Genomic DNA, 24,903 nt, shown 5'->3' on the forward strand with positions numbered 1-24,903 from the left:
GCGCCGCAGGAGATCTCTGCGGCGCCGGGCCCTTGATCCGTCCGGAGCGGACTGCGTCCGGCTCAGCGGTCCATGAGGCGGTCGTACTGCGTGGTGGTGTGGCGCAGATGGGCCACCAGCTCCTCGCCGACCTGCGGCTGCGGGGCATCCCCCGGTACGAACAGGATCGACACCTGCATGTGCGGCGGCTCCGCGAACCAGCGCTGCTTCCCGGCCCACACATAGGGCGCGAGGTTGCGGTTGACGGTGGCCAGGCCGGCCCGCGCCACGCCCTTGGCGCGCGGCATCACGCCGTGCAGCGCCTTGGGCGACTCCAGGCCGACGCCGTGCGAAGTGCCGCCGGCGACCACGACCAGGTAGCCGTCCGAGGCTGCCTTCTGCTGGCGGTAGCCGAAGCGCTCGCCCTTGGCGATCCGGGTGACGTCGAGCACCGCACCGCGGTACTCGGTGGCCTCGTGGTCGCCCAGCCACAGCCGGGTACCGATCCGCGCGCGGAACCGCGTCTGCGGGAACTGCTGCTGGAGACGGGCGAGTTCATCGGCCTTGAGGTGGCTGACGAACATGGTGTGCAGGGGCAGACGGGCGGCACGCAGCCGGTCCATCCAGCCGATGACCTCCTCGACCGCGTCCGACCCGTCGGTGCGGTCCAGGGGCAGGTGGATCGCGAAGCCCTCGAGGCGGACGTCCTCGATGGCCGTTGCCAGCTTCGGCAGGTCCTCCGGCTTGACGCCATGGCGCTTCATGCTGCTCATGACCTCGATGACCACGCGGGCGCCGACCAGGCCACCGACGCCCTCGACGGAGGAGACCGAGCGGATCGCCCGGTCGGGCAGCGGCACCGGCTCCTCGCCGTGGCGGAACGGCGTCAGGACGAGCAGGTCGCCGCTGAAGAAGTCCTTGATTCGGGCCGCCTCGTAGGTGGTCCCGACCGCGAGGATGTCGGCGCCCAGGCGGGTCGCCTCGTCGGCGAGGCGCTCATGGCCGAAGCCGTAGCCGTTGCCCTTGCAGACCGGGACGAGCCCGGGGAACTGCTGGAGAACGCTCTGCTGATGCGCCCGCCAGCGCGCGGTGTCGACGTAGAGGGTGAGCGCCATGGCCGGGCCCGGAACCTTTCTCGTAGCTGCGGTGTGTCAGAGGTACCAACGGTGCGGTGAAGCGGATCAGCGGCGTGCCATGTACATATCGAACGCCTTGTGCAGAAGCTTGTTGAGCGGGAAGTCCCACTCGCCGAGGTACTCCGCTGCCTGCCCGCCCGTGCCGACCTTGAACTGGATCAGGCCGAAGAGGTGGTCGTTCTCGTCCAGCGAGTCGCTGATGCCGCGGAGGTCGTAGACCGAGGCGCCGAGCGCGTAGGAGTCCTGGAGCATCCGCCACTGCATGGCGTTCGAGGGGCGGACCTCGCGGCCGATGTTGTCGGAGGCGCCGTAGGAGTACCAGACGTGCCCGCCGACCACGAGCATCGTCGCCGCGGAAAGGTTCACGCCGTTGTGGCGCGCGAAGTAGAGCCGCATGCGATTGGGGTCCTCGGAGTTGAGGGCCGTCCACATGCGCTGGAAGTAACTGAGCGGCCGCGGCCGGAACTGGTCACGCACCGCGGTGATCTCGTAGAGACGCTGCCATTCGGCCAGGTCGTCGTAGCCGCCCTGGACGACCTCGACGCCGGCCTTCTCGGCCTTCTTGATGTTGCGGCGCCACAGCTGGTTGAAGCCCTTGTGGACCTCCTCCAGGGAGCGGTCGGCCAGCGGCACCTGGAAGACGTAGCGGGGCTGGACGTCGGCGAAGCCGGCGCCGCCGTCCTCACCCTGCTGCCAGCCCATGCGGCGCAGCTTGTCGGCCACCTCGAAGGCGCGCGGCTCGATGTGCGTCGCCTCGACGTCCCGCAGGCGCTTCACATCCGGGTTCTGGATGCCGGCCTTGATGGCCTGGGCGTCCCAGCGGCGGATGATGACCGGCGGGCCCATCTTCACGGTGAAGGCGCCCTGCTGCTTGAGGTGCCTCAGCATCGGCTGCAGCCAGTCCTCCAGGTTCGGCGAATGCCAGTTGATGACCGGCCCCTCGGGGAGGTACGCCAGGTAGAGCTTGACCTTGGGGACCTGGCGGTAGAGCACCAGGCCCGCGCCGACCATCTTGCCGCTCGCGTCGAACCAGCCCAGGCTCTCCGCCCGCCATTCGGCCTTCACGTCCGCCCAGGCCGGAACCTGCATGTGGCTTGCCGCGGGCAGGCTCTGGATATACGCCAGATGCTGCTCACGGCTGATGGTCCTCAGGGTCAGGCTCATGCGGGGCGCTCCTCGGCAGGTGTGTCCCCATGGTCGGGGCTCCGGCTCTCGCGCCGAAGCCTACTGTGACCGTGGAGCGCCCCGACTGGGCCGTACGGCCACGGACCCCATATGCCGCACAGCTCAGGGGCCCGTACGGCGTCGCTAGCCGATCACGCCGCCGAAAAGGCCGCCGTGCGCCAGGCCGAGATAGAAGCCCACGGCCGAGGCCCCGAGGCCGATGATCAACAGGAAGCGTTCGCCCGTCGTCGAGGAGATGAACTGGCCCCACAGGCCGGTACCGATACCGATCAGGCCGACCCAGGAGCTGATGAGGTGCAGGCTGGGAGAGAGCGTGGTGAAGACGGCGATCGCGCCGAATACCACGGTCACGATCGCGAGCGTGTTCTCGACGGGATGGTCCTTGCCGTCGCTGTTGAGCAGCGAGAGCAGATTGCGCTGGGTCCTTGCCTGTGCCATGCGGCACCTCCGATGACAGGGCGGCGCACTGTAACGCCGCTCACACCCGTTGTGTTCCAGATTGGGGGGTGTACCGGCCGGATTTCAACCGGAAGGCTCGAGGCAGGTACTCTGTACGGTCTGCGCCTATGTCTGTCCGGATGACCGGTCGGACCCGGCGCGGAAACGCATACGACCCTCCTGCCACGGAACGACCGTGGCCGCTGAGTCCAAAGGAGGTGGGTTCCACATGCGTCACTACGAGGTGATGGTCATCCTCGACCCCGATCTCGAGGAGCGCGCTGTCTCCCCGCTGATCGAGAACTTCCTCTCCGTCGTCCGTGAGGGCAACGGAAAGGTCGAGAAGGTCGACACCTGGGGCCGTCGTCGTCTCTCGTACGAGATCAAGAAGAAGCCCGAGGGCATCTACTCGGTCATCGACCTGCAGGCCGAGCCTGCGGTCGTCAAGGAGCTCGACCGTCAGATGAACCTGAACGAGTCGGTCCTCCGGACCAAGGTTCTCCGTCCCGAGACCCACTGAGCGCGACAGCGCCAGCGGTAACCGGGTCCGAGTAGCAGCAACACCAGCAGCCAGCAGCACACCCGCCGAGAGGTTCCCCTAATGGCAGGCGAGACCGTCATCACGGTTGTCGGCAATCTTGTCGACGACCCCGAGCTGCGCTTCACCCCGTCCGGTGCGGCGGTCGCGAAGTTCCGCGTCGCGTCCACTCCCCGCACTTTCGACCGTCAGACCAATGAGTGGAAGGACGGCGAGAGCCTGTTCCTCACCTGCTCGGTGTGGCGTCAGGCGGCCGAGAACGTCGCCGAGTCCCTGACGCGGGGTACCCGCGTGGTCGTCCAGGGCCGCCTCAAGCAGCGGTCGTACGAGGACCGCGAGGGCGTGAAGCGCACGGTCTACGAGCTCGACGTCGAGGAAGTGGGCGCGAGCCTGAAGAACGCCACGGCCAAGATCACCAAGACCAGCGGTCGTGGTGGCCAGGGTGGCGGCGGCTTCGGCGGCGGTCAGCAGGGCGGTGGCCAGGGTGGCGGCGGTTGGGGCGGCGGCCCCGGCGGCGGCCAGCAGGGCGGCGGCGGTGCTCCCGCCGACGACCCGTGGGCGACCAGTGGCCCGGCCGGCGGCGGTCAGCAGGGTGGCGGCGGCGGTGGCTGGGGCGGTAGCTCCGGCGGTGGCTACTCGGACGAGCCGCCCTTCTAGGTCCATGCAGCCGGTCCGACCCGCGCTGTTTCACGTGAAACAGCGCTGCGGAACGGCCGGGGGTCTGGCGAGGGCGTCAGCACAAACTTCTTGAACTCATTGGAGAGAGACAATGGCGAAGCCGCCTGCTCGCAAGCCTAAGAAGAAGGTTTGCGTGTTCTGCAAGGAGAAGATCTCCTACGTGGACTACAAGGACACGAACCTGCTGCGGAAGTTCATTTCCGACCGTGGCAAGATCCGTGCCCGCCGGGTCACCGGCAACTGCACCCAGCACCAGCGTGACGTCGCCACGGCCGTGAAGAACAGCCGTGAGATGGCGCTGCTGCCCTACACGTCCACCGCGCGATAAGGGAAGGGTGACCGAATCATGAAGATCATCCTCACCCACGAGGTCTCCGGCCTCGGCACCGCCGGCGACGTCGTTGACGTCAAGGACGGGTACGCCCGCAACTACCTGGTTCCGCGTGGTTTCGCGATCCGCTGGACCAAGGGTGGCGAGAAGGACGTCGAGCAGATCCGTCGCGGTCGCAAGATCCGCGAGATCGCCACGATCGAGCAGGCCAACGAGGTCAAGGGCCAGCTCGAGGGCGTCAACGTGAAGCTGGCCGTGCGTGCCGGCGACGCGGGTCGCCTGTTCGGCTCCATCACCCCGGCCGACGTCGCCTCGGCGATCAAGGCTGCCGGTGGTCCGGACGTCGACAAGCGCCGTGTCGAGATCGGCTCGCCGATCAAGACCCTGGGCGCGCACCAGATCTCCGTGCGTCTGCACGCCGAGGTCGTTGCGAAGCTCGGCGTCGAGGTCGTCGCCGCGTAATCGCAGTACCGCGCCGAAGGGCCGCATCCCGTCACCGGGGTGCGGCCCTTCGCCGTGTCCGGGGCCGTTGCCCGGTTCGGTCCTCGTGGGGCGGCCGGGCCGGAGCCCGCTCTCAGTCCTCGTCCTGGGCGTGCTTGTAGAGCTTGGCGATGTCCTCGCCGAAGTACGCGGCGTAGGAGACGTCGTCCTCGTCGCCGCCGCCTTCGTGGCCGCCCAGGACACCGATGACCGTGCCGGTGTGGCTCTTGGGGTCGTAGTCGGCCAGCCAGGGGCTGCCGCTCGTGCCGCCCTCGAAGTCGGTGCACTGGATGCGCAACTGGGTGTCGCTGAACTTCGTGGTGCGGTTCTGGCAGGAGATCGGCGTATTGCGGCTGGTGGGATAGCCCGTGATCTTCACTTCGTTGTCGAAGCCACGGTCTATGCCGAGAGTGTTGCCGCCCAGGACGTCCTGGACCTGCTTGCCGTTCTTCTTGTCGAGCACGAGGAAGGCGACGTCGTAGTCCTCGTCCTGCGACTTGGCCCAGTGATCGTCGACGATCACCCTCTTGACCTTCCACAGGCCGGTGGGCTCGTCACCGTTGCGGTAGTCCGGGGCGAAGACCAGATCGTCGACCGTGCTGCCGGCGTCGCTGTCGAAGGCACAGTGCGCCGCGGTGATGAGCATGTTCCTGCCCGGGCTCTGCACCACGCTCGCGGTGCAGAAGTGGTCGCCGGAGTCGTCCTTCTCGAAGACCGCGCCGACCCGTGCGTTCTGCTCGGTTCTGCGCGGGGTGTACGCATTGCCGTCGTCGGCCGGCGCCGTCGCCTTGGGGTCCTGGTCCTGCGGGTCCTGGCTGCCCTCGCCGGACTTGCCGAAGCTGCTGCGGCCGCCGCTGTTTCCGCTGCTGATGCCGGTGACGCCGGATTCTTCCGTGGCGTAGCCCACCACGGCAGCAGCCACCATGACGACGAACGTCAGGGGCAGCACGGATTTCCTGGCAAGCGAGCGCACAGGGTCATTATTGACACGCGCTGCGTGTAAACGGGAGGTGCTTCAGCGCGAGGCCCCGGTCACAATCCATCGTCCGGAACGCGTGCGCAGCCACAGGGTCAGCAGACGCGCGGTCATCATCAGGGTCATTGCCCACCACAGTGTGACAAGTCCGCCGCCGAGGGCCGGCACGGCCAGCGCGACCGGTGCGAACAGGGCCAGCGTCGCGACCATGGCCCAGGCGAGATACGGGCCGTCCCCCGCGCCCATCAGCACGCCGTCGAGGATGAAGACGATGCCGGAGACCGGCTGGGTCAGGGCCACGACCAGGAGCGTGGCCAGCAGCGGGCCCTCCACGGCGGGGTCGGAGGTGAACAGCGGGATGAACAGCGGGCGGGCGAGCGCGACCAGCAGGCCGAGCACCAGGCCGGCGGCGATGCCCCACTGGACCATCCGGCGGCAGGCTGCCCTGGCGCCCTCGCGGTCCCCCGCCCCGAGGTAGCGGCCTATGATGGCCTGCCCGGCGATGGCGATCGCGTCCAGCGCGAAGGCCAGCAGGGACCACAGCGTGAGCACGATCTGGTGGGCGGCGACCTCGGCGTCGCCGAGCCGGGCGGCGACGGCGGTGGCGATCATCAGCACGGCGCGCAGCGAGAGCGTCCGCACCAGCAGCGGGACCCCGGCCTGCGCCGAGGCGCGGATCCCCGCGGCGTCGGGGCGCAGCGAGGCGCCGTGCCGTCGTGCACCGCGGACGACGACGGTGAGGTAGACCGCGGCCATGCCGCACTGGGCGATGACCGTGCCCCAGGCCGAGCCCGCGATGCCGAGGCCGGCGCCGTAGACCAGGCCGATGTTGAGCGCGGCGTTGAGGGAGAAGCCGCCGAGGGCGACGTAGAGCGGGGTCCGGGTGTCCTGGAGGCCACGCAGCACGCCGGTGGCGGCCAGCACGACGAGCATCGCGGGGATGCCCAGCGCGCTGATCCGCAGGTAGGTCGTGGCGTACGGGGCGGCGGTGCCGGAGGCGCCGAAGGCCTCGACGAGCCAGGGGGCACCGGGCAGCACGGCCGCGATCACGACGGCGCCGAGCAGCAGCGCGAGCCAGATGCCGTCCATGCCCTGGCGGATGGCGGCGGGGAGGTCGCCGGCGCCGACCCTGCGGGCGACCGCCGCGGTGGTGGCGTAGGCGAGGAAGACGAAGACGGAGACGGCGGTGGTCAGCAGGGCGGCGGCGATGCCGAGGCCGGCGAGTTGGGGGGTGCCGAGGTGGCCGATGACGGCGCTGTCGGCCATGACGAAGAGCGGTTCCGCGACCAGGGCGCCGAAGGCCGGCAGGGCGAGGGCGATGATCTCGCGGTCATGGCGGCGAACGGTGCGTCGCGGTGTCGCGGGAGCCTGTGTCATGCGGTCAATCTAATCTTCCACAGGTAAGAGATGCAAACCCCTTGCAGTCCTTACTTTCCGCTGTGCGGAGTGCTCATCCGTGTGCCGTTTGCAGCGATCTTGCACACCTGGGGAAAGTTTTTCTCCCCCACAGCCTATGGATGAGAAAGATGCAGGTCAGACGAGTGAGGGTGGGGTGATTGTGTGCTTGTCCACAGAAGTTTCCCCCGGGCCGTGCACAGGATCCGGGGACTTCTCCACAGCTGAGGGCCAGTCATCCACATGGCCTGTGGATAACCAGATTGGCGGACGGTGCCCACAGGCCTACCGTGGTCCGGCACCCGCCGCCTGTTCCGGCCTGAGAAGCCGTCCGAACTCGACGCGCCGTAACCGGAGTCGGGCGTCTCGATTGTCAGAGCTGTGCCGTAAGAAAGAACCGCACAGCAAGGTCCGCGTCGCGGACGGGAGGAGGTGCCGGGGTGAGCATTCCCGAGCCCATGGAAGACCCTTGGGCGGACTCCGGTCCCAGCGACCTGCTGCCGTCCGCCCGCTCCCGGCGCGGCGAGGGCAAGGGCCGCGGCCGCGGCGACCGGCAGGAGCGTGACGACGACGGCGGTTGGGCCGGCGGCTTCGAGCGGGTCCCCCCGCAGGACCTGGACGCCGAGCAGTCCGTGCTCGGCGGCATGCTGCTGTCCAAGGACGCCATCGCGGATGTCGTCGAGGTCCTCAAGGGTGAGGACTTCTACCGTCCCGCCCATGAGCTGGTCTACCAGGCGATCCTCGATCTCTACGCCAAGGGCGAGCCGGCCGACCCGATCACCATCGCCGCGGAGCTGACCAAGCGGGGCGAGATCGCCCGGGTGGGCGGCGCCTCGTATCTGCACACCCTCGTGCAGTCCGTACCGACCGCGGCGAACGCCGAGTATTACGCCGAGATCGTCCACGAGCGGGCGGTGCTGCGCCGGCTGGTCGAGGCCGGCACCCGTATCACGCAGATGGGATACGCCGCGGACGGCGATGTCGACGAGATCGTCAACAGCGCCCAGGCGGAGATCTACGCCGTCACCGAGCAGCGGACCAGCGAGGACTACCTCCCGCTCGGCGACATCATGGAGGGCGCGCTCGACGAGATCGAGGCGATCGGTTCACGCCAGGGCCAGATGACGGGCGTGCCGACGGGCTTCACCGATCTCGACTCCCTCACCAACGGCCTGCACCCGGGCCAGATGATCGTCATCGCGGCCCGCCCCGCCATGGGTAAGTCGACCCTGGCACTGGACTTCGCGCGGGCTTGCTCGATCAAGAGCAACCTGCCGAGCGTGATCTTCTCGCTGGAAATGGGGCGCAACGAAATCGCGATGCGCCTGCTGTCCGCCGAGGCGCGGGTGGCGCTGCACCACATGCGTTCCGGCAGCATGACGGACGAGGACTGGACGCGGCTGGCGCGCCGGATGCCGGACGTCTCCGCCGCGCCGCTGTACATCGACGATTCGCCGAACCTCTCGATGATGGAGATCCGCGCGAAGTGCCGCCGGCTCAAGCAGCGCAACGAGCTGAAGCTGGTGGTCATCGACTATCTGCAGCTGATGCAGTCCGGCGGCTCGAAGCGCGCCGAGAGCCGCCAGCAGGAGGTCTCGGACATGTCCCGAAACCTCAAGCTGCTCGCGAAGGAGCTGGAGCTCCCGGTCATCGCGCTCTCCCAGCTGAACCGTGGCCCGGAACAGCGCACGGACAAGAAGCCGATGGTCTCCGACCTCCGTGAATCCGGCTCGATCGAGCAGGACGCCGACATGGTCATCCTGCTGCACCGCGAGGACGCCTACGAGAAGGAGTCCCCACGGGCCGGCGAGGCCGACCTGATCGTGGCCAAGCACCGTAACGGCCCCACCGCCACGATCACGGTGGCCTTCCAGGGCCACTACTCGCGGTTCGTGGACATGGCCCAGACCTGAGCCGGCGGCCTGTCGGTTTCCAGATCCTGTGGCCTTCCCTCAGCGATGGCCACCGCGTGGCCGATACTCGCCGGCGGGTCCGTCGCAAACTCAACGGGGCGGTGTGACCGGGAACCACATGCCGAGCCACTGCTCGGCGCCCCAGGCCTCGAACCGCTCTACCTCAGTGAACCCCAGCTTCGCCGCGAGACGCATCGAGCCGGCGTTGGCGGTCTGGGTGGTGAGCACCACCGGCTCACCGGGAAGCGCGCCGGCGAGCCAACCGAGCGCCGCTGCGCACGCCTCGGCGGCGTACCCGAATCCCCACGCCCGCGGCTGGAACAGGTAGCCGAGATCGACTTTCCCAGCGGCAGCGGAGCGGCGGTGCCCCGTTGCTCTCCTGAGCAGGATCTGGCCGATCATCGATCCTTCGAGATCAACGACGAAGCTCCCGGGCCACCGCTCGGGGGCCCCGGACATCTCGCGCTCAAGCTCGTCACGCGGCCGGGGGCCACCGAGGTAGGTGTGCACCTCTGGCGAGGCGAGCAGCGCGATGAACGCCGCACGGTCCCGAGCCTCGGGCTCACGGAGGACGAGCCTGTCGGTCCTGATCGGCCCAGGCGGCCAAGCCACGGATCCCAGATCTTCCATCCGTGCACGCTAACAAGTGGTCAAACCAAGCGAAGGGGAAAGCTGGGCGCCACAGACGATGCTGAAGCAGTGCGCAAAGCCTGAGGCATTGGGAATCTACAGGTCCGTCCGTACGGGCCTCGGATTTCGTGCCGCAGTCTCCGGGCTGATGTCGGATCGGATTCGGCTGTGCCATGGATCTGAGACGTGCAGGTCGTGACCATCACAGGATGGGCTGTGTGGTCCCTTCGGCGAGACGGCATGGCGCCAGCCAGCACCGTCATCATTTGCCGGTGACCACATGAATGCGCTGCTACTGGGACGAGGAAGACACCAGGTTCTACTTCGAGGTCGACGCCGAAGGCTGGGTGACCCGGCAGGTCGAACTCGAAGGGCCTGAGATGACCCCGATCGCGGCTGCTTCCCTCGTCGAGTACGACAGCAGATTCGGGATCACCGCCGAGTTGCCCATCTCGGAATGGGCACGCCACGGCCCCGAGCAACTGACCGCCGAGGATTTCGAGGCAGTCTGGGGTCCCGCCCGTCGGCAGATCTCGTTCCGACCCGGCTGAAATCTCGGTCCGCGTGGGCTACTTGGCATCCTCTCGCCCGCTGGACAGCCTGACGATGACACCGTTCTGAGGCAGCCGCCGCTTGACACGTCGTGAGACTGAAGGGGCACGTCCAGGTCACAACGCCGGTGAACCCACACCGGGAGAGCGTCGGGCGGCGGCTTCGCCTCGCACGGTCGGGTCAGGGTGCGACCGACAGGACGATCTTGCCGGTGGTGCGGCCGGTCTCGCCGAGGGTGTGTGCCTTCCCGGCGTCCTCCAGCGGCATCACGGAGTCGATGAGGACCCGCAGCTCTCCGCCGGCCACCAGGTCGGCCACGGCCTGCAGTCCGGCCCGGTCCGGCTCGACCATCATGAATCCCGCGCTGATCCGTGCCTCGCGTGCCTGCTCGGCCGGGAACGTCTCGTCCAGCGGCAGGATCGAGACCAGGCGGCCGCCCGAGCGCAGGGTGCGCAGCGAGCGGGCCCCGTACGCGCCCGCGATGGTGTCGACGACGACGTCGACATCGCGCACCGTCTCGGCGAAGTCCTGCTGGGTGTAGTCGATGACTTCGTCGGCGCCCAGCTCGCGCAGCACGTCGTGCTTGGTCTGCCGGGCGGTGCCGATCACGTACGCGCCGCGGGCCTTGGCGATCTGCACGGCGAGATGGCCGACTCCGCCGGCCGCGGCGTGGATCAGTACCCGCTCACCGGGCTGGAGCTGCGCGGTGTCGACCAGCGCCTGCCAGGCGGTCAGCGCCGCCAGGGGAAGGGCCGCGCCCTGCACATGGTCCAGGCCCTCCGGGAGGTGGGCGAAGTGGCGGGCCGGCGCGGTGACGTACTCGGCGTACGCCCCGGCCGGGTGCGGGAAGCGGGGCATCCCGAAGACCTTGTCGCCCGGCTCGAAGAGGGTCACCCCGAGCCCGACCTCCTCGACCACACCGGAGACGTCGAAGCCCAGGGTCAGCGGCGCCCCGCGGCCGGTCATGAACGCGCCCTCGGCCCGCGTCTTCCAGTCCGTCGGGTTGACGCCCGCGGCGTGCACCCGGACCAGGATCTCCGTCGGGCCCGGCACCGGGCGGTCGGTCGTGATCATCTTGAGGACCTCGGGGCCCCCGGCGGTGTCCTGGCTGACGGCGCGCATCTGCGGGGCCTGGGACGCGGACATGGTGTCTCCTTCGCATGCTGAGGGCTGTGACCTGGGCGTATGAGCCGTGGGTGCGGCCGTTCTCCCCAGGTGCTGACAGCTTTCCGCGGTGGACGGGTCCCTGGCGGTGTCCTAATGGCCAACGTTTGAAAGAATCGGGACATGAATCGGGACATGAATCGAGAGGGGCATCGGGACATGCATCGCGTGGGAGTGCTCGCCCTGGACGGAGTCGTCCCCTTCGAGCTGGCGATTCCGGCACGGATCTTCGGCGCGGCGGTCGGCGCCGGCGGTAAGCCGCTCTACTCCGTCGTCACGTGCAGTCTGGACGGAGGCCCCGTGCGGGCCGACGCCGACTACGACATCACGGTCGCTCAGGACGCCTCCGTCCTGGCGGACGTGGACACCCTCGTCATCCCGCCGTCCCACGCCCTGGGCGCGATCTGCGTGGACGGCCGGCTCCCCGACGACCTGCGCACCGCGCTGGAGCGGGTCCGCCCGGGCACCCGGATGGTGGCCATCTGCACCGGTGCCTTCGTCCTGGCCGCCGCGGGGCTGCTCGATCACCGGCCGGCCACCACACACTGGAAGGAGGCCGCACAGCTGCAGCGCCTCTTCACCACCGTGCGTGTCGATCCCAATGTGCTGTTCGTCGACGACGGTGATGTCCTCACCTCTGCCGGAGTGGCCGCGGGCGTGGATGTGTGTGTGCACCTGGTGCGCCGCGACCACGGCAGCGCCGTCGCCAACGACGTGGCCCGCATGTGTGTGGTGCCGCCTTGGCGCGACGGCGGCCAGGCGCAGTTCATCCGGCAGCCCGTGCCCCAGCCGGCGGGCGGTACCGCGGCCACCCGCGCCTGGGCCCTCGACCGGCTCGACGAGCCCCTCGCCCTGACCGACCTCGCCGCGCACGCCCAGGTCAGCGTGCGCACCCTGACCCGGCGTTTTCGCGACGAGGTCGGGATGAGCCCCGGTCAGTGGCTCGCCGGCCAGCGCATCGAACGCGCCCGGCATCTGCTGGAAACCACGGACTGGCCCGTCGACCTCGTCGCCCGCCACGCGGGCTTCGGCACCGGGACCTCGCTGCGCCAGCATCTGCACAGCGCGGTGGGCGTGGCACCGCAGACCTACCGGCGCACCTTCCGGAACACCACTGTGCTGACGGCCTGACATACCGCGGGGTGGGGAGGCCGCGCGGCTGGGCAGCCGGCGTACGGCGAGCAGGCGGAACCGGGCGTGGTGATCGGGGCGGCGGTGATGCGGGGAGGATGGGCTCGGCCGAGTCGGATCCGCCGTGGAGGAAACGCATGACCATCGCACAGTCCAGGCAGTCCCAGGGGCCGGGGGCGGCCGCCGTGCCCGACGAGTTCGTGGAGCTGTTGCCGCAGACGCGGCGGGCGTTGCTGCACCGGCTGGCGGTGGGGCAGTCGGAGGGCCGGGCACCCTCGATGGTGGGCGCGGTGATCCGTGACGGCCGGACGGTGTGGACGTCAGCCCGCGGTGCGGTGGACGGGGAGGCGCCGCACGACGCGATGCAGTACCGGATCGGCTCGCTCACCAAGACCTTCGTCGCCGTGCTGGTGCTGAGACTGCGGGACGAGGGACTGCTGCGGCTGGAGGACCCGCTCGGCAGGCATCTGGACGGGACTCCGGTGCCGGACGCGACGATCGCGCAACTGCTCGCGCACAGTTCGGGGCTGACCGCCGAGCCGCGCGGCCCGTGGTGGGAGCGGACCGCGGGCGAGCTGCGGCCCTCGCCCGCCGACCTCTTCGGCGAGCGGCCGCAGCGGCTGCCTGCCGGCCGTCGGCACCACTACTCCAACCCCGGCTATGCGCTGCTCGGGGCGCTGGTCGAACGGCTGCGGGGCGACACCCCCTGGTACGAGGTCCTGCGCCGTGAGGTGCTGGAACCACTCGGCATGAGCCGTACGACTCTGCATCCGCAACCGCCGTTCGCCGCTGGCTGGGCGGTACATCCGTGGGCCGACGTGTTGCTGCCGGAGCCGACCGAGGACACCGGACTGATGGGCCCGGCGGGGCAGTTGTGGTCGACGACGGCAGACCTGTGCCGATGGTCGGCGTTCCTGCTGCGGGGCGACGACGGGGTGCTCAGTGCGGAGAGCCTGGCCGAGATGCGGATGCCGGCCGTACCGCCGGAGGGTGCCTGGGACGCGGCGTACGGTCTGGGCCTTCAACTCGTGCGGCGAGAGGGGCGGCTGCTGGCCGGACATCTCGGCTCGATGCCCGGCTATCTGGCGGCGCTGTGGACCGATGCCGAGGAGGACGTCGCCGCAGTCGTGCTGACCAACTGCACATCGGGCCCGGCGGTCGCGGCCGTCGCCGCCGATCTCCTCGCCCTGGTGACCGAGCACGAGCCGCGGTTCCCCGAGGCCTGGCGCCCGCTGACCGAGACGCCGGAACGGGAGCTGCTGGAGCTGACCGGGCCCTGGTACTGGGGCGCGAACCCGCACGTCCTGCGTGTGCGGCCCGACCGGGGGCTGGAGCTCGCGCCGATGTCCGGAGCGGGCCGGGCCTCGCGGTTCCGCCCGGCGGAGGACGGCACGTGGACGGGGCTGGACGGCTATTACGCGGGCGAGACGCTGCGGGTGGTCCGGGACGCGGACGGGGCGGTCAGCCATCTGGACCTCGGCACCTTTGTGTTCACCCGCGGGCCCTACGAGCCGTCAGAGGCGGTGCCCGGCGGGGTGGATCCGCGGGGCTGGCGGGTGTGAGGCCCGTAGGCGAGGGGGCGCGGGCCGGACGTACAGTCGAGCCAGATGTCAGGAGCCGCGCCGCGTCGGCTCGCCACCGCTGGAAGGCCTTGTGACTGCCGTGTCTGACCCGACCGCGAACTTTGCTGTCCCCGATCTGCTCGACCTGCCGCCGCTCACCGCGGCTCACTTCGCGCGGATCGAGGACAAGGTCGCCGCGCTGCTGCACACCCGCTGCGATGTCGTGGCGATGCAGGGCGAGGCGCTGCTTCCGCTGGAAGCCTGTATCCGCTCGGCCGTCCGCCCCGGCAGCACCGCGCTCAACATCATCACCGGGCCGTACGGCGAGACCTTCGGCGGCTGGCTGCGCTCCTGCGGCGCCGAGGTCGTCACGCTCACCGCGCCGTTCACGGGCGCGGCCGGCCCGCAGCAGGTGGCCGACGCCCTGCGGAAGCACCCGGAGATCGACTTTGTGAGCCTGGTGCACGCCGAGGCGGCCACCGGCAACACCAATCCCGTCGCCGAGATCGGCGCGGTGGTGCGGGAGCACGGCGCTCTGCTGATGCTGGACGCGGTCGCCTCGGTGGGAGCCGAACCGCTGCTCACCGACGAGTGGGGAGTGGACCTCTGTGTGATCGGCGGGCAGAAGGCGTTGGCCGGGCCCGCCGGAGTGTCGGCCGTCTCGGTCAGCGCACGGGCGTGGGAGCGCATCGCCGCCAACGAGCAGGCCCCGCGGCGCTCGTACCTCTCACTGCTGGACTGGAAGGAGCGCTGGATCGACGGCGGACGCACCGCACTGCCGCACGCCCCGGCGCAGCTGGAGATGCTGGCGCTGGAACAGGCCGCGGACCGCATCGAAGCCGAGGGTCTGGCCGCGGTCATCACGCGGCACCGGGCGGCGTCCGCGGCGACCAGGGCCGGTGTCCAGGCCCTGGGAGGGCTCGCGCCATACGTCGTGCGGAACGAGGACGCGGCGCCGGCCGCCACGACGCTCCGTGCGTCCGAGGGGATCGACGCCCGGGAGGCCGTGGCAGCTGCGCTCGCAGTGGATGCCGCCGTGCCGGTGCAGGCCGCGGCGGGCGCGCTGGCCAAGGAGATGATCCGGGTGAATCACTATGGTCGCGCCGCCGACCGGGCCGTGGTCACGGCCTCGCTGATGGCGCTGGCGGGTGGGCTGCGTGCGCTGGGCGTGTCGGTGGATGCCGAGGCGGCGGCCCTGGCAGCGGGCGCGGCATGGGACACGGCGGTCGCCGGCTGAGCCGGGTCGGCGCCCGGATGTAGGGCGAGCCGTTGATGTGGGGTCGTGTTTCACGTGAAACACGACCCCACACGTATGTCTGGGTGCGGGGGCGTTTCACGTGAAACGGTCGGACATTGCGGGGGGCCCGACGGCAGGAGTCGCGGGCTCAGGAGGGGTGCTGGCCAGCGGCCCTAGTACCGCCAAGTCGCCTATGCAGAAGCAGAGTTGGATGCGGAGGGCGCAGGGCTCCCGATGCTCTGTGAGTGGGGAACGCCGGTGACCTCGCGGCTTTCGTCCGTCCGGCGCCCTCCGGTGGCGCACCCCGGGCGCCGGAAACAGGCTTGACGCCGGGGGCACCGCATTCGCTGTCGATGGAATGCCGCGGGTGCAGGCGCGCGCTCCCGTGAGCCGACGGTTCATCGGCCTCGTCGCACGACCGCACAGCTCCGCCCGATCTTCCCGCCGCGGCGATCGGCTCGTCAGCGACGGTCGGTCGAGTCGCTAACGATCTTGTTTGAGCCCTCCTCTAGAATCGGAACGACTGACCCGTTTGTGTGGGCGGATCCCTTCACCCCGAGGTCGACGAAATCTCAGGAGGCCCGGCGATGGCGGACGGCGGTGTCGCGCCCTCGCGTGCGGATGCGCGGCGGAACAGAGCACTGGTGCTCCAGGCGGCCCGATTCGCCTTCGAGGAGCAGGGGTTGGGGGTGCCGCTCGGGGAGATCGCACGCCGTGCGGGGGTCGGCGCGGGTACCGTCTACCGGCATTTTTCGTCCAAGGAAGCCCTGTTCAGGGCGACCATCGTGGACCGGATCGAACTCTTCACCGACACCGCGAGGGACTTGGCCGATGTCACGGATCCCGGTCCGGTCTTCTTTCGCTTTCTGGCGTCGGTCGTGCGGCTCGCATCACAGAACAGGGCGTTGTGCGATGCGCTGGAGGCGGCCGGCGCGGGCCGCTTCGAGCCGTCGCCCGGGGTCGGCAAGGACTTCGAGGACGCGCTGGAGACCTTGCTCAGTAGGGCTCAAGAGGCGGGCGCGGTCCGCCCGGACGTCGGGATAGCGGACGTCCGGGCGCTGCTGGTGGGCTGTCTCTCGATGGAGCGGGCCCGGGCGGGTTCCGGCGCGGAGGGCGGGGTGCGGGGCCGGATGACGGCGTTGATGTGTGAGGCGTTGCAGCCTGAGCGGACCGTGACGAAACTGCCTTCCGAGGTCGTGAAACGTAACGGAGAGCGGTGTGAGGTGTGTGGAGCGGTGCTCACAGCAGCGCTCACGGGTCGGCCCGCCCGCTACTGCGGAGGCGCCTGCCGGCAAAAGGCCCACCGGGCGCGGAGGCGCACCCGGCAGAGGTGAGGTGCCACGGCCGGGGCCGACCGGACGGCTCCCGGCTCAGAGCGGGAGCTTGAAGCCCAGGTGGGAGGCCTCGAACCCGAGGCGCTCGTAGAAGCGGTGCGCGTCGACCCGGGTCGCGTCCGAGGTGAGCTGCACCATCTGGCAGCCGAGCGTGCGGGACTCGGCGACCGCCCATTCGATCAGCTCGGTACCGAGGCCGGTGCCACGCTCGTCGCGGTGGATCCGTACGCCTTCGATGATCGAGCGGGTGGCGCCGCGGCGGGACAGCCCGGGGACGACCGTGAGCTGGAGCGTGCCGATCGTCCGCCCGTCGCGGACCGCCACCATGAGGTGCTGCTGCGGGTCGGCGGCCAGCACCTCGAACGCGGCTCGGTACGGCGTCAGATCGTCCGGGGCCTCGCGGACAGCGCCCAGCGGGTCGTCGGCGAGCATGGCGACGATGGCGGGCAGATCGTCTTCGGTCGCGCGGCGTATCTCGATGTCACTCATGGGCGCGACCCTATGCCGAGGGATTCCCGGGGCGGCAGGCGGTCGGCCGCCCGCTACCGGGCCCTGTCCGCGGGCCTCACTCGGACGGAGCGAGCGTTTCGACGGCGGTGACGAGCGGTGCCAGCTCAGGTCGTTGCGCGGCGTTCTGGAGTGCCTCGCGCAGGGCTCCGTCATGGGTGGGCCGGGCCTCCACGAGGAGGGTTCGGCCCTCGGACGTGACGTTGGTGTAGATGCCGCGCCGGTCGTCGGGGCACAGATAGCGCGAGAGCAGGCCGCGTTCCTCGAGCCGGGTCACCAGGCGGGTGGTGGCGCTCTGGCTCAGGACGACGGAGTCCGCGACCTGGTGCATCCGCAGATGGCCGCCGGGTCCGTCGTGCTGCTCGTTGAGCACATTGAGGACCGAGAACTCGCGGACACTGAGGTCGTGCCGGGCCTGCAGCGCGCGCTCGATGTGCGTCTCGATGCGGCCGTGCAGCGCGGAAAGCGCGCACCAGCCCTGCGCCAGTGCCGGAGTGGCTGCCGGCGGGCAGTCGGGCGCGGTGGCCGTCGCTTCCTGCGTGACCTGCTTCTCGCGCGTCTGCTGCGTCATCGAAGACCTCCTCATAGGTCGTACGAGCCAGGATAGGCCACGCGCGAAATATCCCGCGCTTGCAATTAACCCGCGTCTGCAATTATTGTGGACGCTCGTAAGCGACGGACGCAATGAAGTGAAGGGATCCGTCATGCCTCTCGCACTCCTGGCTCTCGCCATCGGTGCCTTCGGGATCGGAACGACCGAGTTCGCGGTGATGGGCCTGCTGCCCGACATGGCGGCCGGCTTCGGCATCTCCATCCCGCTCGCCGGATACGCGACCACTCTCTACGCCCTCGGCGTGGTCGTCGGAGCGCCCCTGATGACGGCTCTCGGTACGCGCTTCACCCGCAAGCAGATGCTGATGCTGCTGATGGGCCTGTTCATCGCCGGCAATCTGCTCACCGCCGTCGCACCCACCTTCGGGGTCCTGCTCGCGGGGCGGATCGTCGCCGCGTTCACGCATGGCGCGTTCTTCGGCATCGGTGCGCTCGTGGCGGCCGACCTCGTCGCGCCCCAGAAGCGCGCCACCGCCATCTCGCTGATGTTCAGCGGTCTGACCGTCGCCAACGTCGTCGGGGTGCCGGTCGGCACGCTGCTCAGCCAGCACTTCGACTGGCGCACCACCTTCTACGCCATCACCGCGCTCGGCGTGATCGGCCTGCTCGGCATCGTCCGGCTGATCCCGGCGCAGCGAGCGAAGGCGGCCTCCCCCATGGGCAGTGAACTCGCCGTCTTCCGCAATCCCCAGGTCGGCCTGGCGATGCTGATGACGGTCCTGGGCTTCGGCGGCGTCTTCGCGGCCGTCACTTACCTGGCCTCGATGATGACCGAGGTCACCGGCTTCGCCCCGTCCTCCGTGATCTGGCTGACGGTCGTCTTCGGCCTCGGCATGGTCGGCGGAAACCTGGTCTCCGGCCGTTTCACCGACCGCGCGATGATGCCGATGCTCTATGTGTCGATGACGGGTCTGGCACTCTCGCTGGCCGCGTTCACCTTCACCGCGCACAGCAAGACCGCCGCCATCGTCACCATCGCGCTGATCGGCGTCTTCGGCTTCGCCACCGTGCCGCCGCTCCAGAAGCGGGTGATGGATCAGGCGGCCTCGGCTCCCACCCTCGCCTCGGCGGGCAATATCGCGGCCTTCAACTTCGGCAATGCCCTGGCCGCCTGGCTCGGCGGGATCGTCATCTCGGCCGGCCTCGGCTACACCGCGCCCAACTGGGTCGGCGCGCTGATGACCACCGCGGCCCTCGGGGTAGCGATATTCGCCTCCGCCCTCGAGCGACGCCAGAAGAGCCGCGGCCAGGTGGTGGCCGCCGGGGGACCCGCCGCGGTCGTCGACGAGTCGGTGCACGTGACGCACGGCTGACCTTGCCGCCCGCACCGCACCACCACCGGCCAACTGCCGCTCGCCAGCATCTCGGAAGGGCTGACAAGGACCCGCGGCACGCACGGCACCACCAGCACCAGAACCAGAAACACGATCTCCCCAAGGACACCCCTCATGAGCACCACCATCCCCGCCACCGAGGCCGCCCCTACCGTTCGTCCGCTCACGACCCGCGAGGCCGATGCCCTCATCGAGGCTGCCGCCCGGGCGGCCGAGGGTCTCGGAGTGGGCGGCAGTGTCACCGTGCTGGACGGGGGCGGCAATCTGCTCGGCTTCCGGCGCGACGACGCGGCCGTGCTGATCTCCGGCGAGACCAGCACCCGCAAGGCGTACACCGCACTGCAGTTGGACGCACCGACCACTGACCTCGTCGACCTCGTCCGGCCCGACGGGCTCTTCCACACACTGCCGACGGCGCTGGACCGGCCGCTGCTCTTCCTCGCCGGCGGGGTACCGCTCCACCGCGACGGCAGGCTGATCGGCGCGCTCGGGTTCGGCGGCGGCTCCCCCGAACAGGACCACCGGATTGCCCTCGCGGCGATAGCGGAGAGCGGCCTCGTCTGAGGGCCCTCGGGTCCCGCTCCTAGCGGACCTCCGCGCCCTTGATACCTCACCTTTGTGCCCGACCGGCGCGGGATCCGGCCGACCGCGCGGCGTGCAGTCGGCTGCCGCGCTTCGTCGAGCCCCAGGGCTTGAGGACGGAGATCGCGGTGAGGAAGAAGTAGGTGGCCGTGGCGACCGCCGGCGCGACGACAAGCGGGACGCCGGGGGCCGGGGTGCCCGCCGCGGCCTCGGCGGCGAGGTGGTTGATGCCGGGTCGGAGTGCGCACACCGACAGCAGCAGGGTGAGGAGCGTCAGCCAGAACTTGGTGACCACCCAGCGGTACCTCGCCAGCCCCCACGGTGTGCCCAGCGACAGCGCCAGCCCGCTGATCAGCGATAGCAGGGCGACGGGAAGGACCAGCCAGTCACCGAAGATCTTCATCGCGCGGTAGGCGGCCGACGCCATGTCGGGTGAGTTGGCGGCGTAGCCGGTGATGCCGAGCGCCAGCAGGCCGAGTGTGAGGCCGAGCCAGCTGACGGACACGGCGACATGAAGGACGAGAACGGCCCGGCGGGCGGGGCGGCTGAGCTGTCGCATGCCGTCCACGGTGGTGTTCCGCGCCCCGCGGTACATCTGCCCGCGGGAGTATCCGCGCCTATGCGGGCTTGAGTACGTCCCCCCCCCCGCATACCGGCGGCCTGCCCCCTCCGGTCCTGGGACCGTACGGCAGCCGAGGTCCATCGTTCGTCCCGGGACCGTACGGCAGCCGAGGACCACCACCCGCCCCGGGACCGTGCAGCCGCCGCCCGCCGCCCGCCGCCCGCCGCCCGCCGCCCGCCGCCCGCCGCCCGCCGCCCGCCGCCCGTCGCCCGTTTCGAGCCCCGTACACAGCCGGTCGTAGCCATCCCCGGTTCCGGCCGGGCCTCTCGCCGGACGGGCCCCTAGGCTCGGGGGGCATGGGCAAGCTGCATCTGTTCGACATGGACGGGACCCTGCTGCACGGGTCCGCGGCCGCTGTCGAGATCTCCCGCCGGCTCGGGCTGGAGCGGGAGATCGCCGAGCTGGAACGGGGATTCGCCGCGGGCGAGCTGACGCCCGTCCGGTTCGCACAACTGGCTTGTGACATGTGGGCCGCCGAGCTGACCGAGCTTCAGGTGGCCGCGGCTTTCGAGGGCGCGCCCTGGCTGACCGGGATCCGGGAGGTCTGGGCGGATATCCGAGCACGTGGTGAACGGTGCGCGGTGATCTCCCTGTCGCCGGCGTTCTTCGTCGAACGGCTGCTGGGCTGGGGCGCCGACACGGCGCACGGCTCACTCTGGCCCGCGGTGCCGATCCGGCAGCCGGTGGATCCGGCGGGCATCCTCTCCTCGGCGGCGAAGGTGCGGATCGCCGATGAACTCTGCGCGCAGTACGGGTTGACCCGGGCCGACTGCGTGGCATATGGCGACTCGATGTCGGACACCGAACTGTTCGCGGCGGTTCCGCGGTCCATTGCCGTGAATGCGGATCACCATGTCAGCGACCTGGCCTCATATGCGTACGCGGGCCGTGACCTGCGTGAGGCATACGAACTGGTCCGTACTGGCGGGTAATTCCGAGTTCCCCGGCGGAATCGCCCCCTGTATCCACTGAAATTGCACTCTGTGGGGAGGATCACTGCTATCGGAGGGCTCGTGCGGGGTGCTCCAAGATCAGGTCTTGTGGTTTCAACCGCTGCCGGTATGGTCGACTCCGGCTTGGCGGAGGCGAGCGCTTCCGCGGGTGTACGGAGGTCGGGCAAATCTCGTCAGTCTAGCGGCGAAGCCACCCTCGGCGCCGGTACTTCCCGCAATTTGTCCGACGGGTGAGCAAGAGTGGGATGCTGCTGACGCGGCATCTGTTCCGCATTGTCGCAAGGACGTGAGATTTGTCCGCTTTGGAGGGTGTTGCCGGGATCGCTTGAGTCGATTAACAATTCCGGGGCAGGGCGGGGGAATTCCGGGCAGTTCCGATCACGGAAGTGCGTAGACAACCGAAAGACGTTCGAGGCGAGGCAGACCATGGACGCTCCGACCACCACGTCGGCCGATAACGGCTCTTCCGGCGGGAACAGTGGCGATTGGGGTTGGTTCACTCCGTCGGCGAAGAAGTCCTCCGGAGATCCACAGGAGCGGCAAAACCAGGACCGGCAAGAGAACGAGAACGGCCGGACCGAACCCGACGAGCGGAGTGCACACCACGACCGCGACGAGTACAGAGATCGCCATCAGCGGCAGGAAAGAACGGACCGGAACGACCGGGAGGACATACCCAGTCGTCCGGTCAACCCGATCCGGCCGGTAGGCACCGCGGCCGAGCGCGAGAGCGACACGGAGCCGCCGCAGGTCGCGCAGCCGCGCCCCGCCGAGGCGACCCGTCAGCACGCCGCCCCCTCCTCCACCGAGGCCCCCGCCGCGGCCGCCCCTGAGGGCCAGCCCTCCGTTGCCCCCGGGTACGCCCCTTCCGCCTACACGGCGCCGCAGCACGAGGCCGAGCCCGCCCCCATCGCGGACCGTGATCCGTTCCGGGGCAGCTGGCCGATCTGGGAGCGGGTGTCCGGCCCGGGCCCGGAGCCCGAGCCCGTACACGAACCGGCGCACCACACGCAGCCTCCCGCGGCACACGCCCCCACCGGAGCCGCCCCGGTCCAGGAGCCGACGCTTCCGGAACCGCCCGTTCAGCAGCCGGCGACTCAGCAGCCGCCCGTTCAGCAGCCGGCGGCCCCGCGGCCGCCTGTTCAGCAACGGCCCGTTCAGCAGACACCCGCTCCGGAACCGGCGGCCCCACAACGGCCTGGCCCGCAGCCGCCTGTCCAGGAACAGGCCGGCCAGGAACCGGCCGGCCAGCAACAACCCGTGCCGCAACAACCCGTGCCGCAACAACCCGTGCCGCAACAACCCGTCCAGAACCAGGCCCCTGCCGCCCCCGCCTCCGTCTTCGCGCCCAGGGAGCGTCCCGCCGCTCCTGCCCCCGAGCCCTCGCTCGGCGCGGTGCGGGCCGCGGCCTCCTCGGCCACCCCTGCCTCGCCCGACGCGATACTCATCCGTCGCACCATGGCGGAGATCGAGCCCGTGGCCGACAAGGTCACCTCGTACTTCTACGCGCTGCTCTTCGTCCAGTACCCCGACCTGCGGGCGCTGTTCCCCGCGTCGATGGACACCCAGCGCGACCGGCTCTTCAAGGCGCTGCTCACCGCCGCCCAGCACGTCGACGACGCCGATGTGCTCACCGCCTACCTGGCGAACCTCGGCCGCGGTCACCGCAAATACGGCACCGTGCCCGACCACTACCCGGCGGTCGGCGAGTGCCTGCTCGCCGCGCTCGGGCGCTATGCGACGTCCAGCTGGGGGCCGGAGACCGAGGCCGCGTGGGTGCGCGCCTACACCGCGATCTCGCAGATCATGATCGACGCGGCGGCCGCGGACGAGGCCGTGGCCCCCGCGTGGTGGCATGCCGAGGTGGTCTCGCACGAGCTGCGCACCCCCGACATCGCGGTGGTGACGGTCCGCCCGGACCAGCCCTACCCGTTCCTCGCGGGCCAGTACACCAGCGTGGAAACCCCCTGGTGGCCGCGGGTCTGGCGGCACTACTCCTTCGCCTCCGCACCCCGCTCCGACGGCCTGCTCTCGTTCCACGTCAAGGCGGTCCCGGCCGGCTGGGTCTCCAACGCCATGGTCCATCGCGCCCGCCCCGGCGACGTCATCCGGCTCGGGGCGCCCGGCGGTTCGATGACCGTCGACCACACCACGCGCAGCGGTCTGCTGTGCGTCGGCGGCGGCACCGGTATCGCGCCCCTCAAGGCCCTGGTCGAGGATGTCGCGGAACACGGCATCCACCGCCCCGTGGAGGTCTTCTACGGCGCCCGCAGCGACCACGACCTCTACGACCTCGACACCATGCTGCATCTGGAAAAGGCGCACCCCTGGCTCTCCGTCCGCCCGGTCGTCGCCACCGGACCCGCTGCTCGTGGCGGGACGAGCAGCGAGACCGGGCAACTTCCGGACGCAGTGCGGCAATACGGTCCGTTCCAGGAATATGACGCATATCTGTCCGGGCCGCCGGGGTTGATCCGCAGCGGTGTGGACGCGTTGGTCGGGGCCGGCGTCCCGGCCGACCGCATACGGCACGACTCCGTGGAAGAGCTGGTCGCGGCGGCGGGCTGAGGTCTTCGCAGCGCAGGCGGTCTTTGCGGGGCACAGGGCGAGTATCCGGTCCGACAGGGGAGTGATGGGGCATGGCGCAGCAGGAACGCCCCGGAAGCGACGGCGAACACTTGGTGCAGCAGCGGCTCGGCACCACCGAGCGCGCCGACCGCTTCTACGGGGACCAGGTACTGGACCATCTCAACGTCCGTATGCAGGAGTTCGTGGCCCGGCAGGAGATGTTCTTCCTGGCCACGGCGGATCGCCACGGCGAGTGCGATTCGACGTTCCGGGCCGGCCCGCCCGGCTTCATCCAGGTGCTGGGCGACCGGACGCTGGCGTACCCGGAATACCGTGGCAACGGTGTCATGGCGTCCATCGGCAACATCTCGGAGAACCCGCGCCTGGGCATCCTGATGATCGACTTCACCCGCGATCGCATCGGACTGCACATCAACGGGCGTGCCCGGGTCGTCATGGACGAGGAGATGCGGGCGCGCTGCACCGATCTCCCGGTCGATCCGATCCCCGGCCGGCGCGCCCAGTTGTGGGTCACGGTCGAGGTCGAGGAGGCCTACATCCACTGCGCCAAACACATCCCGCCTCTGCAGAAGGTCCCGGCGCAGGGCCGCGGGGCGCGGGCCTGGGGCACCGATGACGTCAAGCGCAAGGGCGGCGACTTCTTCGGTGCGGCGGCCGAGGCGGGTGAGCGGCAGCCCTTCCGCCGTGCGGCGCACGGCAACGAACAACTGCGGGGCGGCCTGCACGAGGACATCGCGGACCCCGCCTACCGGGAAACGGCCAGGCAGGATGCCGTTCCCCAGGAAGCGGCGCCCATGGAGACGGCTCCGGTGCACGGCAGCGGCCCGGTGGCCGCCACGTCCCGGGTCGCGCGGGCCGGTCCGGCGACCGGTGCCGGTCCCCGGGTGGCCGGCCGCGAGGACTACGTCGAGGAGCTGAACGCGGAGTTCCTCGACCGGGTCGAGCGGGTGCTCGCCCGGGCCCGGCCCCGGCGGCCCGTGGAGGACGAGCCCGGGTTCCGTGGATGGTTCGACCGCCGCGACGCCTGAGCCACCGCCCGCGTCGT

General features: G+C 70.1%; 25 protein-coding genes. 15 read left to right on the forward strand and 10 right to left on the reverse strand.

What is annotated here, in order from left to right:
* Positions 1-62 precede the first annotated feature (62 nt).
* The 3 genes from ACQP17_RS18645 to ACQP17_RS18655 form a co-directional block, all read right to left on the reverse strand.
* The gene (locus ACQP17_RS18645; protein ID WP_329149041.1) at positions 63-1,094 is read right to left on the reverse strand and encodes an alanine racemase; all 1,032 of its coding nucleotides are present in this window, start codon (positions 1,092-1,094) and stop codon (positions 63-65) included.
* Positions 1,095-1,160: 66 nt separating this feature from the next.
* Positions 1,161-2,279, reverse strand: a complete 1,119-nt coding sequence (locus ACQP17_RS18650) for a lipid II:glycine glycyltransferase FemX (protein WP_433857290.1) — start codon at positions 2,277-2,279, stop codon at positions 1,161-1,163.
* A gap of 144 nt (positions 2,280-2,423) precedes the next feature.
* Positions 2,424-2,738, reverse strand: a complete 315-nt coding sequence (locus ACQP17_RS18655) for a hypothetical protein (RefSeq protein WP_189096755.1) — start codon at positions 2,736-2,738, stop codon at positions 2,424-2,426.
* A 229-nt stretch (positions 2,739-2,967) separates the two neighbouring features.
* Between ACQP17_RS18655 and rpsF the strand changes: the two genes are divergently transcribed.
* The 4 genes from rpsF (at position 2,968) to rplI (ending at position 4,747) form a co-directional block, all read left to right on the forward strand.
* Positions 2,968-3,258, forward strand: coding sequence for a 30S ribosomal protein S6 (rpsF, locus tag ACQP17_RS18660; RefSeq protein ID WP_006604399.1), 291 nt, complete (start codon positions 2,968-2,970; stop codon positions 3,256-3,258).
* A gap of 81 nt (positions 3,259-3,339) precedes the next feature.
* The gene (locus ACQP17_RS18665; RefSeq protein WP_433857291.1) at positions 3,340-3,933 is read left to right on the forward strand and encodes a single-stranded DNA-binding protein; all 594 of its coding nucleotides are present in this window, start codon (positions 3,340-3,342) and stop codon (positions 3,931-3,933) included.
* A 112-nt stretch (positions 3,934-4,045) separates the two neighbouring features.
* Complete coding sequence (gene rpsR / locus ACQP17_RS18670; RefSeq protein WP_003978893.1) at positions 4,046-4,282, forward strand: 30S ribosomal protein S18; 237 nt, start codon at positions 4,046-4,048, stop codon at positions 4,280-4,282.
* An 18-nt stretch (positions 4,283-4,300) separates the two neighbouring features.
* Positions 4,301-4,747, forward strand: coding sequence for a 50S ribosomal protein L9 (gene rplI / locus ACQP17_RS18675; RefSeq protein WP_433857292.1), 447 nt, complete (start codon positions 4,301-4,303; stop codon positions 4,745-4,747).
* Between the two features lie 112 nt (positions 4,748-4,859).
* On the opposite strand, the gene ACQP17_RS18680 is transcribed toward rplI, so the two are convergent.
* Together ACQP17_RS18680 and ACQP17_RS18685 are read right to left on the reverse strand one after the other, a co-directional pair.
* Positions 4,860-5,714: a trypsin-like serine peptidase gene (locus tag ACQP17_RS18680; RefSeq protein ID WP_433857293.1), complete on the reverse strand. Its 855-nt coding sequence runs from the start codon at positions 5,712-5,714 to the stop codon at positions 4,860-4,862.
* Between the two features lie 66 nt (positions 5,715-5,780).
* On the reverse strand, positions 5,781-7,118 hold the full coding sequence (locus ACQP17_RS18685; protein ID WP_433857294.1) for an MATE family efflux transporter: 1,338 nt from the start codon (positions 7,116-7,118) through the stop codon (positions 5,781-5,783).
* A 458-nt stretch (positions 7,119-7,576) separates the two neighbouring features.
* On the opposite strand from ACQP17_RS18685, the gene dnaB reads away from it, so the two are divergent.
* A complete protein-coding gene (dnaB, locus tag ACQP17_RS18690; protein WP_364873432.1) occupies positions 7,577-9,049 on the forward strand; it encodes a replicative DNA helicase in 1,473 nt (490 codons plus the stop codon).
* A gap of 90 nt (positions 9,050-9,139) precedes the next feature.
* Here dnaB and ACQP17_RS18695 read toward each other — a convergent pair whose 3' ends face one another.
* Positions 9,140-9,679 (reverse strand): GNAT family N-acetyltransferase, encoded by a 540-nt coding sequence (locus ACQP17_RS18695; protein WP_433857295.1) that lies wholly within the window; start codon positions 9,677-9,679, stop codon positions 9,140-9,142.
* A 284-nt stretch (positions 9,680-9,963) separates the two neighbouring features.
* Between ACQP17_RS18695 and ACQP17_RS18700 the strand changes: the two genes are divergently transcribed.
* Complete coding sequence (locus ACQP17_RS18700; protein WP_433857296.1) at positions 9,964-10,230, forward strand: hypothetical protein; 267 nt, start codon at positions 9,964-9,966, stop codon at positions 10,228-10,230.
* Positions 10,231-10,411: 181 nt separating this feature from the next.
* On the opposite strand, the gene ACQP17_RS18705 is transcribed toward ACQP17_RS18700, so the two are convergent.
* The gene (locus ACQP17_RS18705; RefSeq protein WP_433857297.1) at positions 10,412-11,377 is read right to left on the reverse strand and encodes an NADP-dependent oxidoreductase; all 966 of its coding nucleotides are present in this window, start codon (positions 11,375-11,377) and stop codon (positions 10,412-10,414) included.
* A gap of 177 nt (positions 11,378-11,554) precedes the next feature.
* Here ACQP17_RS18705 and ACQP17_RS18710 point away from each other — a divergent pair, with 177 nt between their 5' ends.
* The 4 genes from ACQP17_RS18710 (at position 11,555) to ACQP17_RS18725 (ending at position 16,659) form a co-directional block, all read left to right on the forward strand.
* Positions 11,555-12,526 carry a GlxA family transcriptional regulator gene (locus ACQP17_RS18710; RefSeq protein WP_433857298.1) on the forward strand — a complete coding sequence of 324 codons (972 nt, stop codon included), beginning with the start codon at positions 11,555-11,557 and terminating at the stop codon, positions 12,524-12,526.
* 137 nt (positions 12,527-12,663) lie between these two features.
* Positions 12,664-14,088, forward strand: coding sequence for a serine hydrolase domain-containing protein (locus ACQP17_RS18715; protein ID WP_433857299.1), 1,425 nt, complete (start codon positions 12,664-12,666; stop codon positions 14,086-14,088).
* A gap of 100 nt (positions 14,089-14,188) precedes the next feature.
* A complete protein-coding gene (locus ACQP17_RS18720) occupies positions 14,189-15,325 on the forward strand; it encodes a pyridoxal-phosphate-dependent aminotransferase family protein (protein WP_433857300.1) in 1,137 nt (378 codons plus the stop codon).
* Positions 15,326-15,912: 587 nt separating this feature from the next.
* Positions 15,913-16,659: a TetR/AcrR family transcriptional regulator gene (locus ACQP17_RS18725; RefSeq protein ID WP_433857301.1), complete on the forward strand. Its 747-nt coding sequence runs from the start codon at positions 15,913-15,915 to the stop codon at positions 16,657-16,659.
* A gap of 36 nt (positions 16,660-16,695) precedes the next feature.
* Here ACQP17_RS18725 and ACQP17_RS18730 read toward each other — a convergent pair whose 3' ends face one another.
* Positions 16,696-17,148 carry an N-acetyltransferase family protein gene (locus tag ACQP17_RS18730; RefSeq protein ID WP_433857302.1) on the reverse strand — a complete coding sequence of 151 codons (453 nt, stop codon included), beginning with the start codon at positions 17,146-17,148 and terminating at the stop codon, positions 16,696-16,698.
* Between the two features lie 76 nt (positions 17,149-17,224).
* A complete protein-coding gene (locus tag ACQP17_RS18735; protein ID WP_433857303.1) occupies positions 17,225-17,737 on the reverse strand; it encodes a MarR family winged helix-turn-helix transcriptional regulator in 513 nt (170 codons plus the stop codon).
* A 133-nt stretch (positions 17,738-17,870) separates the two neighbouring features.
* Here ACQP17_RS18735 and ACQP17_RS18740 point away from each other — a divergent pair, with 133 nt between their 5' ends.
* A complete protein-coding gene (locus ACQP17_RS18740; RefSeq protein WP_433857304.1) occupies positions 17,871-19,091 on the forward strand; it encodes an MFS transporter in 1,221 nt (406 codons plus the stop codon).
* Between the two features lie 135 nt (positions 19,092-19,226).
* The gene (locus ACQP17_RS18745; RefSeq protein WP_433857305.1) at positions 19,227-19,676 is read left to right on the forward strand and encodes a GlcG/HbpS family heme-binding protein; all 450 of its coding nucleotides are present in this window, start codon (positions 19,227-19,229) and stop codon (positions 19,674-19,676) included.
* 46 nt (positions 19,677-19,722) lie between these two features.
* Here the strand turns inward: ACQP17_RS18745 and ACQP17_RS18750 are convergent, their stop codons facing one another.
* A complete protein-coding gene (locus ACQP17_RS18750; protein WP_433857306.1) occupies positions 19,723-20,253 on the reverse strand; it encodes a DUF2269 domain-containing protein in 531 nt (176 codons plus the stop codon).
* A 359-nt stretch (positions 20,254-20,612) separates the two neighbouring features.
* Here ACQP17_RS18750 and ACQP17_RS18755 point away from each other — a divergent pair, with 359 nt between their 5' ends.
* The 3 genes from ACQP17_RS18755 to ACQP17_RS18765 all read left to right on the forward strand — a co-directional run bounded on the left by ACQP17_RS18755 (position 20,613) and on the right by ACQP17_RS18765 (position 24,886).
* A complete protein-coding gene (locus ACQP17_RS18755) occupies positions 20,613-21,248 on the forward strand; it encodes an HAD family hydrolase (protein ID WP_433857307.1) in 636 nt (211 codons plus the stop codon).
* Between the two features lie 447 nt (positions 21,249-21,695).
* Positions 21,696-23,837, forward strand: a complete 2,142-nt coding sequence (locus ACQP17_RS18760; protein ID WP_433857308.1) for a globin domain-containing protein — start codon at positions 21,696-21,698, stop codon at positions 23,835-23,837.
* A gap of 71 nt (positions 23,838-23,908) precedes the next feature.
* The gene (locus ACQP17_RS18765; protein WP_433857309.1) at positions 23,909-24,886 is read left to right on the forward strand and encodes a pyridoxamine 5'-phosphate oxidase family protein; all 978 of its coding nucleotides are present in this window, start codon (positions 23,909-23,911) and stop codon (positions 24,884-24,886) included.
* Positions 24,887-24,903 lie beyond the last annotated feature (17 nt).

It is taken from the genome of Streptomyces kronopolitis (assembly GCF_050953795.1).
In the GTDB taxonomy this organism is placed as follows: Bacteria; Actinomycetota; Actinomycetes; order Streptomycetales; family Streptomycetaceae; genus Streptomyces; species Streptomyces kronopolitis_A.